The sequence below is a fragment of the Kaistia defluvii genome (genome assembly GCF_026343955.1).
Taxonomy (GTDB): Bacteria; Pseudomonadota; Alphaproteobacteria; order Rhizobiales; family Kaistiaceae; genus Kaistia; species Kaistia defluvii.
Map to the genome: position 1 here is coordinate 171,882 of NZ_JAPKNI010000006.1, position 15,072 is coordinate 186,953.

The window sequence follows — 15,072 nt, forward strand, 5'->3', positions numbered from 1 at the left end:
ATCCTCGGCAATTCCAATGATCCCAGCAACCGGGAGCCCATCATGCGTATCGGTCGTCTCATCAGGACCGCCGCGGCCGTCCTGGCCCTCGCCACGGTCGCTGCGGCCCCGGTCTCCGCCGCCGAGACGACGATCGGCCGGGCTGGGGCGATTCACAACAAGGTGGAAGGCGTGGTGCGGGGCGCCGCGCGTCCGCTCGCCGTGCGCGACCCCATTGTCCAGAACCAGCAGGTGCGCACGGGCGACAACTCGACCGCGCAGCTCCTGTTCCTGGACGAGACCAGCCTGAATGTGGGGCCCGGCTCGGACATCACCCTCGACCGTTTCGTCTACGATCCCGGCCGCTCGCAGAACGACATCGCGCTGCGCGCCACCAAGGGCATCTTTCGCTTCGTCTCCGGTTCGTCCGATCCGCGCAGCTATCACCTGAAGACGCCGGTCGCGACGATCGGCGTGCGCGGCACCATCTACGACACCATCGTCGGACCCAGCGAATCCGTCATCATCCTGGTCGAGGGCAAGCTGGTGATCACGCTGCCCGGCGGGCGCGAGGTCACGCTCGACCGGCCCGGCAAGGCGCTGCGCATCCACAAGGGCGGGCGTATCGAAGGGCCGCTGACCTGGGACGGCTCGCTGATCCGCGTCACCGGGGTCGTGCCCTATCCGCTTTATGGCGACAGCTTCCTGCCCTATCCGGAGAAGCTGAAGGCCCAGGAAGGTGGCCGCAACGACATCATCAACGATCTGAACAACCGCGTGCGGAACTACGATTCCGGGCCTTCCTGCGGCGACGGTGACTACAATTGCGGTTGCGGCGCGAACCACGACCGCTACTGCGACTGACACCGGGGGCACGGAAGCACGGAAGCATGTCGTTCAGGCGGGCGTGTCCTTGATGCCCCAACTGCGGCCTTGCCTCGGCCGGTTGGCTCACCCCCGCCCGAATAGCCGCCGCATGGCGGCGACGATCTCGTCGGTGCGGATGCCGAGGATCCGGCTCGCATGCTCGTCGTCGGCGATCTGCTCCAGTTCCGCCCGGCGCCTGGCCAGGACGGCGCCGAAATGGTCCACCAGTTCGGGCGAATGCGTGAGAACGTTTTCCAGCGCCACCTTGGTGATCTCGACGACGCGGGTCGGCTCCATCGTCGTGACGGTAGCGGCGCGGCGGGCGCCGGTCATCAGCGACATCTCGCCAAAGATTTCGCCGGGACCGAGCATGGCGACTTCCCGTAGCGGATGGCGGGTGCCGGCGACGGTGACGTCGACCTTGCCGCTGACGAGAATGAACATCGAGGTGCCGAAATCCCCCTCGGTCATCAGCACGCGGTCCTTGCCGACGTCATAGACCTTGCTGCGCGCGGCGAGCTCGTCGATCTGCCGCGCCGAAAGCACGTCGGCAAATAGCGGGGTCCGGGCCAGAACGTCGCGCGCTTCCATGGAAGATCGTCTCCATTGTTGCCGGAGTGTGGGTCCAGCATGGCTTCGCCGTCAAGCGGCGGGCTGCCGAGAGCGTTTTCGAGCGAAGTGGGTACCGGTTCGCGCAAAGAAAACGCGATCCCACAAGGAGTTGGAGCCTTTCTCCGGTTCAGAGAAACGGTGAAAGGCTCGAGGCTAGCGGTCCTGGAGTCTGAAGGCGATGGGAACGCTAATCTCGAGCTGGGTCATGCCTTCCGGCATGCGCGGAAAGGGGGATGCCCTGCGGACCGCCGAGATGGCGGCTTCGTCGAGCATCGGGTTTCCGGCGCTGCTCGCCACCACGATGTTCCGGGCGTCGCCCGACGGCGTGATCACGAACTGGACCTGGGCGCGGCCGCTGATTCCGAGCCGCTTCGCCTTGCTGGGCATCTGGGTCGAACGCGCGATCTTGGCCCGCACCTTGCCCTTGTAGTTGGAATTGGCGGCAGCGCCGGAACCCGCCTCGCGCGACCGTCCTTTGCCGCTGTCGCGGGCGGTCGTGTTATTGCTGGCGACGGATGCGCCACGGTGGCTGTCCGTCTCGGCATTGCCGCGGCTCGGCGCTTCGGCCCTGCGCTTCCGGTCGGCCTTTTCCGCCTTCTCTCGCGGCGGCTTGCGGGTCGGCTCGGCCTTTTCGGCGATCTTCTTCTCAACCGGCTTCGGCTCGACGCGCTTGGCTTCGACCGGCCGGGTCTCGACTGGCTTCTCGACGGGCAGCGCCTCGACCGGCTTGGCCTCGGGCAGGGGCGGCAGTTCCTCCGCCGGCTCTATCGCCGTCAGCACGGCGGTCTGCACCGGTGCGACGGTCGGCTCGACTGGCGCGAGGTCCGGTGTCGTCGGGGCGATGGCGGCGAGCGTCTCCGTGGGCGCGATTTCGGTCGTCGCGGGCGAGGGCGCGGCCGGGAGGTCGCTCTCGACCGGCGTCGCCGAAATGTCGGCCGTCCGTACCGGCGCTATGCTGCTCGACGGCGTCTCGCTGGGGGTGATCTCGGCCACGGCCGTGGCCTCGACGGCCTCGGCGACCGCTGATGGCGCCAACTGCGGCGTCGGCTCGGCATTGATCGGGGAGGGGGAGAGGGCGGCCAGCGTCGTCGGCTCGGCGGTAGGGGCGACCTCGGTATCCTGCGCCGTCTGCAGTTCTTCGCTGAGGAACTCCTGGATCTCGACATCCGATCCGAGCGTCGCGTCGATTGAACCCTCGACCGAACTCCCGGCGCCGCTGCCGGCTTCCGCGACCGCGTCGGGATCGGGCGTGAAGGCTGCGACCACCGCGCCATGCGCCGCGATCGACAGGATCAGTGCCCAAGCCCAGGACGCGCGCCGAACCTTCATCACGGAGCCTCGATCCCTCGCGTCATCATCAATTGTCGAAGCGCATGTCGGTGCGCGTCGCGACCTGGATGCTCTCGGCACAGGAACCGGGGGTGAGGCCGGCGCCGCTGCATTCCTTGACGTCGTTGACGAGGATGCGGGCGATCGACGGGCAGGACGTCTCGGGGATGTCGAACTGGCGGACACGGCTCTTGCCGGCCGGCACCTTGGCGGTGCGGACGACGACGAAGCGGTTGACTCGGCCATCCTGCTCGAACAGCACCAGTTCCAGCGCCATGTCGTCGATGCCGGTCGAGAGGCGGTTGTCGATGACGAAGCTCAGCCGGCAGGCCTTGGCATTGGCCTCGGCGCCATTCAGCTCGATGGAGAGCGATGGGGGCGCGGGTTGCGCTTCGGCGACCGATGTCGCCGCCATCAGGGCCAGTGCCGCGCCGAGCTGCACGCCGACGCGCTTGCCGCCACTCAAAACTGCCATGTTCCACCCCGTCATCCGAAGGAAGCCGTCGGCCCCTTCGCAGGGACCGCCACATGTGCAGGTATTAAAATATGAGACTGAAAGTCAACTATAAATTCGTGGCCGACGCCGCTCAGGAGGGCTGGGCGGCGAAGGAGAGGGCGGCAACCGGGTGCATCGCTTCGTGGTCGAGATCGAGAAGGCCGCGAAGCTGGCCGCGATCCTTGGCGACGTCGGCGATGGTGTAGCTGTCGAGAACGGCGAAGAAGGCGCGCAGCGCTTCCGCCAGAATCTTGTTCACGCCACAGGAATCGACCAGCGGACAATCCCGGTTGGCCGTGTCGAAGCAGTCGGTCAGGAAGAAGTTGCTTTCGGTGGCGCGAACGACTTCGCCGATCGAGATCTCATGCGCCGAGCGGGCAAGCCGGATGCCGCCATTGCGGCCGCGGATGGTCTCGACGAATCCGCTCTCGACGAGGACGTGCATGATCTTGAAGAGATGCAGCTCGGAGATGCTGTAGGTCGCCGCGATATCCTTGATCCGGCTGTTGCTGCCCGGATTGGCGGCGCAATAAAGCAGGATGCGGATGGAATAGCTGGTCTGCTGGGTCAGGCGCATGGCGTCCCTCTTTTACCCCCGATCAAGCCCGCGCCCCGGAATCGGGCGCCGCTCGAGCGGTCGTTAATACCTTCTCTTTAAAGTCTTGTTTTCCAGAGTTCAACCGAATCGACTCTTCCCGCCCGGGACGCGTCGCCGCGCGGCCGGGTTTCGCGCCAGCTGGCGGGCGGTTCCGGCGGTCTCGGGACAGGGCAAACAAAAGCCCGGAAGGCGAACCTTCCGGGCTTCGTTACGGCGATGCAGCCAGTCCAGGGAATGCCGGGGGCAGGGCCCCCGAGGCATCCTAGATCAGCGAACCGTTCACGACGGCCTTGCCCGACTGGTCGAACAGGTGGACCGTCTCCGGCGCGACGATGATGCGGATCTTGTCGCCCGAACGCTGGGCGGCAAGGCCATCGGCCTTGACGACGGTCGGGTCGGAACCGTCCACGTCGATATAGAGCATGGTTTCGCCGCCGAGATGCTCGGAGAGCGAGACGACGCCGGGGATGCCGCCCGTGTCGGTCGGGGCGATCGTGAGATGCTCCGGACGAACGCCGAGGGTCATCGGGCCCGGGGTGATGGTGGCCCCGCGCGTCGGCACCGCCAGGGTCGAGCCGCCGGGCAGGGCGATGATCGCCGAGCCGCCGGTCACTTCCGTGACGTTGACCTTGAACAGGTTCATCTTCGGGCTGCCGATGAAGGTGGCGACGAAGATGTTGTTCGGGCGGTGGTAGAGCTCGAGCGGCGAACCGACCTGCTCGATCTTGCCGGCGCTGAGCACCACGATCTTGTCGGCCATGGTCATGGCTTCGACCTGATCGTGGGTGACGTAGATCATCGTCGCCTTGAGATCATTGTGCAGCTTGGAGATCTCGATGCGCATCTGCACGCGCAGCGCGGCGTCGAGGTTCGACAGCGGCTCGTCGAACAGGAACACGTCCGGCTCGCGAACGATCGCGCGGCCGATGGCGACGCGCTGGCGCTGACCGCCGGAGAGCTGGGCCGGGCGGCGCTGCAGCAGCTCCGTCAGGTGCAGCATCTTGGCTGCCTTTTCCGTGCGCGCCTGGATCTCGGACTTCGGCATCTTGGCCATCTTCATGCCGAAGCCGATGTTCTCGGCGACGGTCATGTGCGGGTAGAGGGCGTAGGACTGGAACACCATCGAAACGCCGCGCTCGGCCGGCGCCAGGCGGGTCACGTCGCGATCGCCGATGCGGACGGTGCCGTCCGTCGTGCCTTCAAGTCCGGCGATCAGACGCAGAAGCGTCGACTTGCCACAACCCGACGGGCCAACGAAGACGCAGAACTCGCCGTCCTTCACTTCGAGATCGACGCCGCGGATGATGGGAACTTCACCAAACGACTTCTGGACTTCGCGCAACGTCAGACTTGCCATTAATCAAACCTCCAAGATGGACACGCAAACGGGCGCGGCCGTCGAGACGGCCGCAATCCCACAAGCAGGATCATTCCTCCATACCTACCGTCCACGATCGCGGGGCTTGAGTAAAGTCCCGAAATGCGGCCGCGGCGCAGGGTGCGGCTGATCAATCGGATCATATGCGCGCCAAGTCGCAACCCTGGGTGCCTGCCGCCGCAGCAACGGCCCGTAAGGCTGTATTTCCCCTGCGGGAGTCGGCGGGGCCATGCCTCAAAACCAGGCCGATTTCCATGGCGGCCACAAAGACTGATCTGTTGATAGTGCGCCGACGACCTATTTTTACCTTGCGGGAGGCGGGCGATGGCCGCGCTCTCGCGCTCTGTTTTCGTCCCGTGGCGCGGCCTCGCGCGAAACGCGGGAGTCTTCGTCGCGAAGAAAGGGCCTTCGGCGCTGCGACGGCATGGCGATTCTTTTTCCGCAACGCCGCGACGGAAGCGGCCGGTTGCCGCGTTGAAGGGGGGAACAGGCTTCATTCACCGGACACACTATGCCGCTTTGGAAACAGATATTGGTCTGCGCCGTCGTCCTCCTTCTGGCGGCGGGAGGCTGGTACGCCTTTCAGCATCGCGATTCGTGGGGCGGTGAAAGCCGGGCGGCCGCCGCGGCGCCCGGTGGGGGCCGGGCGGGGGGCGGCGGGCCGACGCTGGTTGTGACCGAGGCCGTCTCGAGCGAGATGGAAAGCGACCAGGTGCGCGCCGTCGGCACGGTGAAGGTGCCGCGGTCGATCAACATCTACCCCCAGGTCTCGGCGATCGTGAACGAGGTACTGTTCAAGGCGGGCGACAAGGTCCGCAAGGATCAGCCCCTGGTCCGGCTGGATGATGCCGACCAGCGCGTCGCGCTGGACCTTGCCAATATCGCGCTCAAGGATGCCCAGGCCGCGCTGGATCGCGCCCAGAAGCTCTCGGCCAGTCGCAACCTCGCGCTCTCGGCGCTGGAGGATGCGCAGTCGGCGGAGCGCAAGGCGCAGATCGCCGTGCTCGGCGCGCAGATCGCGCTCGACCGCCGCACCATCACCGCGCCCTTCGAGGGCGTCGTGGGCCTGAGCGACCTCGCGGTCGGCGATTTCGTCACCTCGTCGACGGTCGTCACCACGCTGGACGATGTCTCGACCCTGCTGGTCAGCTTCCTGGTGCCGGAGCGTTATGCCGGCCGGGTGGCGGAAGGCCTGGCGGTGACGGCGACGGCGGCGAGCAAGCCGGATGCGACGATCTCCGGCAAGGTCACCTCGGTCGACACGCGCATCGACCCGAGCGCCCGCACCCTCAAGGTCGAGGCCTCGCTCGACGCGGACACTGCCAACGCGGTCGGCGTCAAGCCGGGCATGTCGGTCGTCGTCTCGCTCGGCTTCGCCGGCGAGAAGCGCATGGCCATCTCGGCCCTCTCGATCCAGTGGGACCGGGCCGGCTCCTATATCTGGACGGTAGTAGACGACGTCGCCAAGCGCCTGCCGATCACCGTGCTGGAGCGCCAGAGTGGACGCGTGCTCGTCTCGGGCGAGTTGAAGGAGGGCGACAAGGTCGTGGTCGAGGGCCTGCAACGCCTCCGCGAGGGCTCCAAGGTGGCCGAATTCGCCGCTGCCGCACCGGGCGCGAATCCCTCCACCGGGAAGGGCAGCTGATCATGCGCACCGATGGAGCGGACCCTTCGCGCGATCCGGACGACCCGAAAGGATCGAGCGTCGACGACACCACGAGCCTGATGCCGAAGGAAGGGGCGGTGCCGGGCGGCATTTCCGCGCTTTCGGTTCGGCGCCCGGTTCTGGCCATCGTTCTCAATCTGCTGATCGTCATTGCCGGTCTCGCCGCCTATCGCGGCGTCGAGATCCGCGAACTGCCGAATATCGACCAGCCGGTCGTCACGATCACCACCACCTATACCGGCGCCACGCCGGATACGATGGACAAGGAGATCACCAGCGTCATCGAGAAGGCGGCGGCCGGCGTCACCGGCTGGACCGACATCCAGTCACAATCGACCAGCGGCCGCAGCCGCGTCACGGTGCAGTTCTCCGATTCCGTCGACATCAACGTCGCCGCCAACGACCTGCGCGACGCGGTCGGCAACGCCCAGCGCAACCTGCCGGACGACGCGGATCCACCGACCATCGCCAAGGCGGACACCAATGGCGACGCGATCATGCGGCTGGCCGTCACGTCGCCGACCGAGAAGATCGAGGACCTGACCAAGCTGGTGAACGACGTGATCGTCGATCGCCTGAAGGCCGTAGACGGCGTCGCCGACGTGCAGATCAACGGCGATCGCTCGCCCAATATCAGCATCTATATCGATCCGATGCGGCTCGCCTCGTTCGGCCTCACGGTCGCGGATCTGAAGACGGCGCTCGCCACCGTCGCGCTCGACGTGCCGGCCGGAAATCTCAAGGACACGAACCGCAACATGTTCGTGCGCGCCGACGCCAGCGTGAAGAGCGCGGACGACGTCAAGGCGATCCGGATCAAGGGCGATACGCGGGTTGGCGATGTCGCCGACGTGGTGTTCGGCCCGGCCGCGAAATCCTCCAGCCTGCAGGTCAATGGCCGCGTCGGCGTCGGCCTCGGCATCGTCCGCCAGGCCAGCTCCAACACGCTGGAAATCTCGGCCGGCGTGCGCAAGGCCATCACGGAACTGGCCTCGACGCTCCCGAAGGATGTCTCGGTCCGGGTCACGTCCGACGACGCCGATTTCATCTCGGGCTCGTTCGAGGAAGTCGAGCGCAGCCTCGCCCTGGCGATCCTCATCGTCATCGGCGTGATCTATCTGTTCCTCGGCTCGCTCCGGTCGACGCTCATTCCAGCCGTCACGGTGCCGGTCTCGCTGCTCGGCACGATCGCGGCGATGTATCTGATGGGCTTCTCGCTCAACATCCTGACGCTGCTGGCGCTGGTGCTGGCGACGGGCATGGTGGTGGACGACGCCATCGTGGTGCTCGAGAACATCACCCGCTATTGCGCCCAGGGCGTCGGCGCGCGCGCCGCCGCCGTTCTCGGCGCCAAGCAGGTGTTCTTCGCCGTCATCTCCACCACGGCCACCCTGGTCGCGGTGTTCGTCCCGATCTCCTTCTTCAAGGGGACCGCCGGCCGACTGTTCTCCGAATTCGGCTTCGTGCTCGCTTTCGCGGTCACGCTGTCCGGCTTCGTGGCGCTGACACTGGCGCCGATGATGGCGTCGAGGTTGCTCGACAAGGGCGATCACGGCCATGACGAGGGCGGCAATGTCCTGCAGCGCGGGCTGAACGCGGTCGGCAATATCGGCCAGCGGGTCTATGAGCGCGTGCTCGATTTCTGCCTGAAGGCGCCGGCGGTGATCATCCTGATCAGCCTGCTGTTCGCGGGCGGCGCGGTGCTGGCCTTCGACATGCTGCCGCGGCAGTTGACGCCGCAGGAGGATCGCGGCTCGGTCATGATCGCCATGACGACGCCGCAGGGATCGACGGTCGACTACACGCAGGGCCAGATGTCGCTGGTGACGCGCGCCGTGGAACCGTTACTGAAATCCGGCGAGGCGACCAACATCTTCTCGGTGGCCGGCAATTTCGGCAGCCCGAGCAACGGCTTCATGATGGTGACGCTCGCGCCGTGGGGTGAACGCACCCGCAGTCAGGCGCAGATCGCCGCCGAACTCAGCCGCAAGATCCGCTCGATCCCGGGTGCGATGATCAATCTGCGCCAGCCCAACAGCCTCGGCATTCGCGGCGGCGGCCAAGGCCTCACCTTCGCCGTCACGGGCGTGGAATATGACGGCATCACCAAGGCGGCGCAGCAGCTCATCAACACGCTGGGCGCCAATCCCGCCTTCTCCAATGTCCAGCTCAACTACGACCTGAATCAGCCGCAGCTTTCGGTCGACATCAACCGGGACCGCGCCGCCGATCTCGGCATCTCGGTCGCCGATATCGGTACCATCGTCTCGACGCTGCTGGCCGGCGCGGACATGGGCAATTTCTATGTCGGCGACGACAAGATCGACATCACGGCGCTTGCCCCGGACGGCATGATCGTGACCCCGAGCGATCTGATGAACGTGCAGGTCCGCACGGGCAGCGGCACCATGGTGCCCCTGTCCTCCGTGATCTCGGTCAGCGAAGGCGCGACGTCGCCGACGCTGGCGCGCCAGTCGCTGCGTCGCGCCGTGCCGATCACCGCGACGCTGAGCCCCGGCGTCGACCTCGGCTCGGCCATGCAGATCCTGAACGAGGAAGCCGCCAGGGAATTGCCGGCTGGCATGAACATCGTGCTGACGGGCGAGGCGGCGACCCTCAACGAGACGTCGAGCGGCATCCTGCAGACTTTCCTGTTTGCCGTGGTCATCATTTTGCTGGTGATGGCGGCGCAGTTCGAGAGCTTCGTCTCGGCGGCGATCCTGTTCACCACGGTGCCCTTCGGCGTCGCGGCGGGCATCTACGCCATCCTGCTCTCGGGCGGCTCGCTCAACATCTACACCCAGATCGGCCTGGTCATGCTGGTCGGCCTGATGGCGAAGAACGGCATTCTGATCGTCGAATTCGCCAACCAGTTGCGCGACGAGGGCCAGTCGGTTCGCGACGCGATCCGCAATGCCTGCCTGATCCGGCTTCGTCCGGTGCTGATGACGATGATCGCGACCGTGCTGGGCGGCCTGCCTCTCATCCTGACCGGCGGCGCCGGTTCGGAAGCGCGCGCCGCGCTCGGCTGGATCATGGTCGGCGGACTCGGGGTCTCGGCCCTGGCGACCCTGTTCCTGACGCCCGTCTCGTTCCTGCTGCTGGCCGGCTTCTCCAAGCCGCGTATCGCCGAGGAGCACAGGCTGGTGGCCGAGCTTGCCGCCGTGGAAGGGCGAGTTGCGCCCCGCGGCGAGGGCAAGGGAACGGGAACGGAGGAAGCACCGCCGCGTCCTCTCGCCATCGCGGCGGAATAGGGGGGAGATCGCCATGGCCTTTTCCTACCCCGATCTTCCCCGCCTCAAGGCTGCCACGACAGCGTCGATACGCTATCGTCTGATCCCGGGCGGGCGAGCCGGCGAGAGCGCCGGCGGGATTGGTTCGAAAGGTCGGGCGGACGCATTGGCAGGCAGGAATGATCCCGGTGACGACAAGGCGATCCAGGCCGACCATGCGCTGATGCAGGCGGTCGCCGGCGGCGAGGAGGGGGCGTTTGCGCGCCTGATCCAGGCCGAGGCGCCGAAATTGACCCGCTTCGTGGCGTCCGTGCTGTCCGATCTGGCCGAGGCGGAGGAGGTCGTGCAGGAGGCGCTGCTGCGGCTCTGGAAGCAGGCCGCGACCTGGGAACCGAACGCCCGCGTCGGCACCTTCCTGCATCAGGTCGCCTACCGCATCGCGATCGATCGGCTTCGGCGCCGCCGGCCGCATCTCGATATCGACGGGTTCGACGACATTCTCGAGGACGATGGTCCGACCCCGGAGCGTCAGCTGACGCAGAAGGATGATGGCCGCGTCGTGCAGGCGGCCCTCGACAAGCTGTCGGAACGGCAGCGCACCGTCATCGTACTGGCCCACTTTCAGGAACTGGGCCAGGCCGAGGGCGCGGACATCATGGGAATTGGCGAGCACGCCTATGAATCGCTCCTCGCAAGAGCCAGGCGCCGGCTTCGAAGCCTGCTTGGCGGCAAGGACGAGGACGATCGGCAGGAAGGAATGCGATCATGAGCAAGGCATCCGGTGACGGACGTTTCGAACTGGCGAGCGGTCCGGCCAACCTGCAGGACGCCGTCGATCGCTGGGGCCCCGATCTCGATCTCTGGCCCGACCTGATGCTCGTCCGTCGGGCGCGCGAGGCGTTGCTGGCCGACCGCAGGTTCCGTGGGCATCGCGACCGCGCCGTGGCCGAGGCGGCCCGGCTTTCCCGCGCGGCGGCATCGCTGGACCAGCGGATCGCCGATAGCGGTTCCGTCGAGCGGATCACCCGCAAGCTGCTCGAGGCGACGGGGTCGAAGGTCGTGCACTGGCGTCGCCGGATCGCGGCGCTCGCCGCCGTCATGATGCTGTCGGCCGCCCTCGGCAGCGCCTTCGCCGAGATGGTCCCGGCCCAGGTCGAACCGCAAAGGGTCGACGTGGTGCAACTGGATACGTTGGTCTTCGGACCGTCAGAGGCAGACTTCTGATGGCTTTCAGGATCGAACCCAAGACCCGGCGCGCCCTTCTATGGGGGCTGCTCGTCGTGTCCTTGGCCGTCAATGCCTTCTTCATCGGCGCGACCGTCACCGATCTGGCCCGCTTCAGGCTGGGTTCCGAGGACAGGAGCCCGCGCATCATCCGGACCGAGCTACGCTGGCTCAAGAATCGCCTGTCGCCCGAAGCGCTCGAAAGCATCGAGACCCAGCTGAACGTGCTCAAGCCGGACATCCTGGCCCGGATCGACCGCCTGAAGACGCTGCGGGGCGAGCTGAATGATCTCGTCGCCGCGCCGTTGCCCGACAAGGCGCAGATCGATGCGCATCTGCGCAACATCCGCATCGAGGTCGGAGCCATGCAGGAACAGGTGCAGTCGCGCACCTTCGAAGCGCTTCTCAACCTGCCGCCGGAACAGCGCGCCGCGCTGGCCCGGCCGGCGAACTGACGGCGGCTGGCTCTCCGCCGGCAACGCTCCGCACGAGCGCAGCCTCGACATGCCGAGGGAGGACCGCAGGACGCCCTCGCAGCCTGGTAGGAAGAGGCCCCCTTGCAGCCTGCCGACCCAAACGAAAAACGGGGCCGCACGCGGCCCCGTTCTGCTTCGTGCTGGGGATCAGCGCGCCGCGGTGAAGCGGTCGGCGTCGGCCTGGGTCAGCGGGGCGGGGCGCTCTGTGGTGGTCGAGAGCGTGATCACCTTCTCCTGCGCCGCCGAATCGAGGATCGAGACCATCGCGTCGAGGGCATGCAGCGCGACCCGGCCCGAGCAGCGCGGCTCGCGGCCCTGATCGGCGGCGTCGAGCAGGTCGGCGACGCCCAGCATGCGGTAATTGGCATGCCTGCCGTCTTCCCAGTTGGCCTTGCCGAACGGCGCTTCCGAGCTGTCGACTTCGATATAGTCGCCCTTCTCCACGGAGTAGCGGACGCTGCCGCCGAAGAAGTTCGGATCGGGCACCAGCATCGTGCCTTCCGAGCCATAGAGCTCGATCGGATTGACGTGGCCGTGCTTCCAGACGTCCCAGCTCGCCGTCAGCGTGACCTGCGCGCCGGAGACGAAATGGAGGATGGCGTTGATCGTCGTGGGGGTGCCGACCGGCACGGTCTTGCCCTTGAGCGGACCTTCGGCCGTGACCAGGCGGTCTTCAAACCCCTTGGTCGCGACGGCAGTCACGGTGCGGATCGGGCCGAGCAGGTTGATCAGCGCCGCGATGTAATAGGGTCCGAGATCGAGGATCGGGCCGCCGCCGGGCTGGAAGAAGAAGCCCGGATTGGGGTGCCACATCTCCATGCCATGGCTCATCACATGCATGGTGCCGGCGATGACGCGGCCGATCTTGCCTTCATCTAGCAGCTTGCGCGCCGTCTGGCCCGCGCCGCCGAGGAAGGTGTCGGGCGCGCTGCCGAGCTTCAGCCCCTTGGCGTCCGCCAGAGCCACCAGCTTCTTGCCGTCCTCGACGGAAAGCGCGAACGGCTTTTCCGAATAGGCGTGCTTGCCGGCCGAGAGGATCGCATTCGATACTTCGTAATGCGCAGACGGAATGGTCAGGTTGATGACCGTGTCGATCTCGGAATCGCCGAGCAATCCGTCGATCGTAAGGGCGCGGACGCCGAACTGGTCGGCGCGCGCCTTGGCGGCCTCCGCCACGATGTCCGCGACCGCCACGATCTGGGTGCCGGGAAAGAGCGGCGCCAGCTTCAGATAGGCGGCCGAAATGTTGCCGGCGCCGATCAGGCCGATCTTGTGAACCTTGGTCATGTCGGGGAAGCCTTTCAGGAAACCAGGGCCTTGATGGCCGCATAGGAACGCTCGGCGAAGAGCTTCCAGTCCGAGGGGTTGTCGTGCTCGGCGACGAGGATGCGGGCCTTCTTCGCCTTCTCGATATGCGGCCAGAGCGCCTTCCAGTCCACGACGCCGTCGCCGACATTGGTCCAGCCGTCATCGGCGGTCGTTCCGGCGGGGGCGAGGTCCTTGATGTGGAAGGCGATCGTCTCGTCGGCGAGCTTGTCGATCTCGGCGGCCACGTCCTGGCCGGCGCGGGCGACCCAGCCGAGGTCGAGCTCGGAACTGACGCCATTGCCGATCAGGTGGTCGATCGGCCGCGAGCCGTCGGCCAGTGTCGCATATTCGAAGTCATGGTTGTGATAGCCGAGGCCGAGACCGGCGGCCTTGGCCTTTTCGGCCGCGCCGGCGAAGCTCTCATGCAGCTTCTTCCAGCCATCGACATCGGTCGGCCGCTGTTCGGCGACGAGATAGGGGATGACGATGGTTTCGGCGCCGATGGTCTTGGCGATGTCGATGAAACGGCTGGTCTCACCGACGACGCCCTCGAGCGGCGCATGGAAGGTGGGCGTCACGAGGCCGACGGCGTCGACCTTGGCGCGGTAGCCGGCGGCATCGTCGCCATAGAGCGGATAGTAGGGCTCGACCGCGTCATAGCCGATCTTGGCCAGGCCCTCGAGAACGGTTTCAAGCGGCGGGAAATTGCGGGCGGAGTAGAGCTGAAACGAGATCTTGTGCTGCGACATGGGAATGTCTCTCTTGAATCCGTTCTTGAGGAAGGCGCCTGGAAAGCCAGGCGGCTCAGGGGGTGATCAGAGGCGCTGGCCGCTGGCGAGATCGAAGATCGACGCGTAGGCGGGCTGAAAGAAGGCATCCGTCGCGGACGGCGTCTGGACATGGGCATCGCCATCGATGCGCACCGAGAACGTCGTGCCCCCGACATCGCCCCAGACCAGGCTGTCGGCGCCCATCGGCTCCAGCAGGGTCAGATTGACCGGGATCGGCCTGGAGCTCGGGTCGCGCTGTTCGAGATCGACCTGTTCCGGCCGGATGCCGAGGGTCGCCGGGCGGCCATGCTCGGGCGGCTTCTCGAATTCGTATCCGGCGAGGTCGATCCGCTTGCCGTTGGCAAGCTCGAACGACGCGACGCCGCCCTCGACCGAGAGCCTGCCGTCGATGAAGTTCATCGATGGCGAGCCGACGAAGCCCGCGACGAAGCGGTTGACCGGCCGGCGGTAGATTTCCTTCGGCGAGGCCAGCTGCTGGATGACGCCGCCATTCATAACCGCGACTCGGTCGGCGAGCGTCAGCGCCTCGATCTGGTCGTGCGTGACGTAGATCATGGTCGAGCCGAGGCCCTGGTGCAGGCGCTTCAATTCCACGCGCAGTTCCGTGCGCAGCTTGGCGTCGAGGTTGGAGAGCGGCTCGTCGAACAGGAACACGTCGACATCGCGCACAAGAGCACGACCGATGGCGACGCGCTGGCGCTGGCCGCCGGACAACTCGGCCGGACGGCGGTCGAGCAGCGGCTCGATCTGCAGGATCTTGGCGGCGCGGGCGACGCGCTTGTCGATCTCGTCCTTCGGCACCTTGGCCATCTTCAGGCCGAAGGAGAGGTTTCCCGTCACCGTCATGCGCGGATAGAGCGCGTAGGACTGGAACACCATGCCGATGCCGCGGTTCTTCGGCTCCTCCCAGGTGACGTTCTTGCCGCCGATCCAGATCTGGCCGGCGGAAACGTCGAGCAGGCCGGCGACGGCGTTGAGCAGCGTGGACTTGCCGCAACCGGACGGGCCGAGCAGGACGATGAACTCGCCCTGTTCGATTTCGAGGTCGAGATTCCTGAGGACCTTGAGGTTGCCGAATTCGATTTCGAGGTCACGAATGGAGACAGTGGCCATGG

14 protein-coding genes are annotated in these 15,072 nt (G+C 66.4%); 6 read left to right on the forward strand and 8 right to left on the reverse strand.

All coding sequences use genetic code 11. The features are described from left to right. Positions 1-42 precede the first annotated feature (42 nt). Positions 43-843 carry a FecR family protein gene (locus OSH10_RS16775; RefSeq protein WP_266333056.1) on the forward strand — a complete coding sequence of 267 codons (801 nt, stop codon included), beginning with the start codon at positions 43-45 and terminating at the stop codon, positions 841-843. A gap of 87 nt (positions 844-930) precedes the next feature. Here OSH10_RS16775 and OSH10_RS16780 read toward each other — a convergent pair whose 3' ends face one another. The 5 genes from OSH10_RS16780 to OSH10_RS16800 all read right to left on the reverse strand — a co-directional run bounded on the left by OSH10_RS16780 (position 931) and on the right by OSH10_RS16800 (position 5,238). Continuing rightward, positions 931-1,437, reverse strand: coding sequence for a Crp/Fnr family transcriptional regulator (locus tag OSH10_RS16780; RefSeq protein ID WP_266333057.1), 507 nt, complete (start codon positions 1,435-1,437; stop codon positions 931-933). A 174-nt stretch (positions 1,438-1,611) separates the two neighbouring features. Then, on the reverse strand, positions 1,612-2,787 hold the full coding sequence (locus OSH10_RS16785) for an energy transducer TonB (protein WP_266333058.1): 1,176 nt from the start codon (positions 2,785-2,787) through the stop codon (positions 1,612-1,614). Positions 2,788-2,815: 28 nt separating this feature from the next. Continuing rightward, complete coding sequence (locus OSH10_RS16790; RefSeq protein ID WP_266333059.1) at positions 2,816-3,262, reverse strand: hypothetical protein; 447 nt, start codon at positions 3,260-3,262, stop codon at positions 2,816-2,818. 112 nt (positions 3,263-3,374) lie between these two features. After that, positions 3,375-3,860 carry an iron-responsive transcriptional regulator RirA gene (rirA, locus tag OSH10_RS16795; protein ID WP_266333060.1) on the reverse strand — a complete coding sequence of 162 codons (486 nt, stop codon included), beginning with the start codon at positions 3,858-3,860 and terminating at the stop codon, positions 3,375-3,377. 283 nt (positions 3,861-4,143) lie between these two features. After that, entirely contained in the window at positions 4,144-5,238 is a 1,095-nt protein-coding gene (locus OSH10_RS16800) for an ABC transporter ATP-binding protein (RefSeq protein ID WP_266333062.1), read from the reverse strand. 532 nt (positions 5,239-5,770) lie between these two features. Here OSH10_RS16800 and OSH10_RS16805 point away from each other — a divergent pair. The 5 genes from OSH10_RS16805 (at position 5,771) to OSH10_RS16825 (ending at position 11,837) form a co-directional block, all read left to right on the forward strand. Next, the gene (locus OSH10_RS16805) at positions 5,771-6,904 is read left to right on the forward strand and encodes an efflux RND transporter periplasmic adaptor subunit (protein ID WP_266333063.1); all 1,134 of its coding nucleotides are present in this window, start codon (positions 5,771-5,773) and stop codon (positions 6,902-6,904) included. A gap of 80 nt (positions 6,905-6,984) precedes the next feature. Further along, a complete protein-coding gene (locus tag OSH10_RS16810) occupies positions 6,985-10,179 on the forward strand; it encodes an efflux RND transporter permease subunit (RefSeq protein WP_266333149.1) in 3,195 nt (1,064 codons plus the stop codon). Positions 10,180-10,192: 13 nt separating this feature from the next. After that, positions 10,193-10,927 (forward strand): RNA polymerase sigma factor, encoded by a 735-nt coding sequence (locus OSH10_RS16815; protein ID WP_266333065.1) that lies wholly within the window; start codon positions 10,193-10,195, stop codon positions 10,925-10,927. Then, entirely contained in the window at positions 10,924-11,382 is a 459-nt protein-coding gene (locus OSH10_RS16820) for a hypothetical protein (protein ID WP_266333066.1), read from the forward strand. The genes OSH10_RS16815 and OSH10_RS16820 overlap by 4 nt, the downstream gene beginning before the upstream one ends. Beyond that, positions 11,382-11,837, forward strand: a complete 456-nt coding sequence (locus OSH10_RS16825; RefSeq protein WP_266333067.1) for a periplasmic heavy metal sensor — start codon at positions 11,382-11,384, stop codon at positions 11,835-11,837. The genes OSH10_RS16820 and OSH10_RS16825 overlap by 1 nt, the downstream gene beginning before the upstream one ends. A gap of 168 nt (positions 11,838-12,005) precedes the next feature. Here OSH10_RS16825 and OSH10_RS16830 read toward each other — a convergent pair whose 3' ends face one another. The 3 genes from OSH10_RS16830 to OSH10_RS16840 all read right to left on the reverse strand — a co-directional run bounded on the left by OSH10_RS16830 (position 12,006) and on the right by OSH10_RS16840 (position 15,070). Then, positions 12,006-13,145 (reverse strand): Gfo/Idh/MocA family protein, encoded by a 1,140-nt coding sequence (locus OSH10_RS16830; RefSeq protein WP_266333068.1) that lies wholly within the window; start codon positions 13,143-13,145, stop codon positions 12,006-12,008. 14 nt (positions 13,146-13,159) lie between these two features. Beyond that, positions 13,160-13,915 (reverse strand): sugar phosphate isomerase/epimerase family protein, encoded by a 756-nt coding sequence (locus tag OSH10_RS16835; protein WP_266333069.1) that lies wholly within the window; start codon positions 13,913-13,915, stop codon positions 13,160-13,162. A gap of 66 nt (positions 13,916-13,981) precedes the next feature. Continuing rightward, positions 13,982-15,070: an ABC transporter ATP-binding protein gene (locus OSH10_RS16840; protein ID WP_266333070.1), complete on the reverse strand. Its 1,089-nt coding sequence runs from the start codon at positions 15,068-15,070 to the stop codon at positions 13,982-13,984. Between the last annotated feature and the right edge of the window lie 2 nt (positions 15,071-15,072).

Bases quoted from the DNA above. Each gene is read 5' to 3' on its own strand.
- OSH10_RS16775 (WP_266333056.1), top strand. From the start codon at position 43: ATGCGTATCGGTCGTCTCATCAGGACCGCCGCGGCCGTCCTGGCCCTC.
- OSH10_RS16780 (WP_266333057.1), bottom strand. From the start codon at position 1,437: ATGGAAGCGCGCGACGTTCTGGCCCGGACCCCGCTATTTGCCGACGTG.
- OSH10_RS16785 (WP_266333058.1), bottom strand. From the start codon at position 2,787: ATGAAGGTTCGGCGCGCGTCCTGGGCTTGGGCACTGATCCTGTCGATC.
- OSH10_RS16790 (WP_266333059.1), bottom strand. From the start codon at position 3,262: ATGGCAGTTTTGAGTGGCGGCAAGCGCGTCGGCGTGCAGCTCGGCGCG.
- rirA (WP_266333060.1), bottom strand. From the start codon at position 3,860: ATGCGCCTGACCCAGCAGACCAGCTATTCCATCCGCATCCTGCTTTAT.
- OSH10_RS16800 (WP_266333062.1), bottom strand. From the start codon at position 5,238: ATGGCAAGTCTGACGTTGCGCGAAGTCCAGAAGTCGTTTGGTGAAGTT.
- OSH10_RS16805 (WP_266333063.1), top strand. From the start codon at position 5,771: ATGCCGCTTTGGAAACAGATATTGGTCTGCGCCGTCGTCCTCCTTCTG.
- OSH10_RS16810 (WP_266333149.1), top strand. From the start codon at position 6,985: ATGCCGAAGGAAGGGGCGGTGCCGGGCGGCATTTCCGCGCTTTCGGTT.
- OSH10_RS16815 (WP_266333065.1), top strand. From the start codon at position 10,193: ATGGCCTTTTCCTACCCCGATCTTCCCCGCCTCAAGGCTGCCACGACA.
- OSH10_RS16820 (WP_266333066.1), top strand. From the start codon at position 10,924: ATGAGCAAGGCATCCGGTGACGGACGTTTCGAACTGGCGAGCGGTCCG.
- OSH10_RS16825 (WP_266333067.1), top strand. From the start codon at position 11,382: ATGGCTTTCAGGATCGAACCCAAGACCCGGCGCGCCCTTCTATGGGGG.
- OSH10_RS16830 (WP_266333068.1), bottom strand. From the start codon at position 13,145: ATGACCAAGGTTCACAAGATCGGCCTGATCGGCGCCGGCAACATTTCG.
- OSH10_RS16835 (WP_266333069.1), bottom strand. From the start codon at position 13,915: ATGTCGCAGCACAAGATCTCGTTTCAGCTCTACTCCGCCCGCAATTTC.
- OSH10_RS16840 (WP_266333070.1), bottom strand. From the start codon at position 15,070: ATGGCCACTGTCTCCATTCGTGACCTCGAAATCGAATTCGGCAACCTC.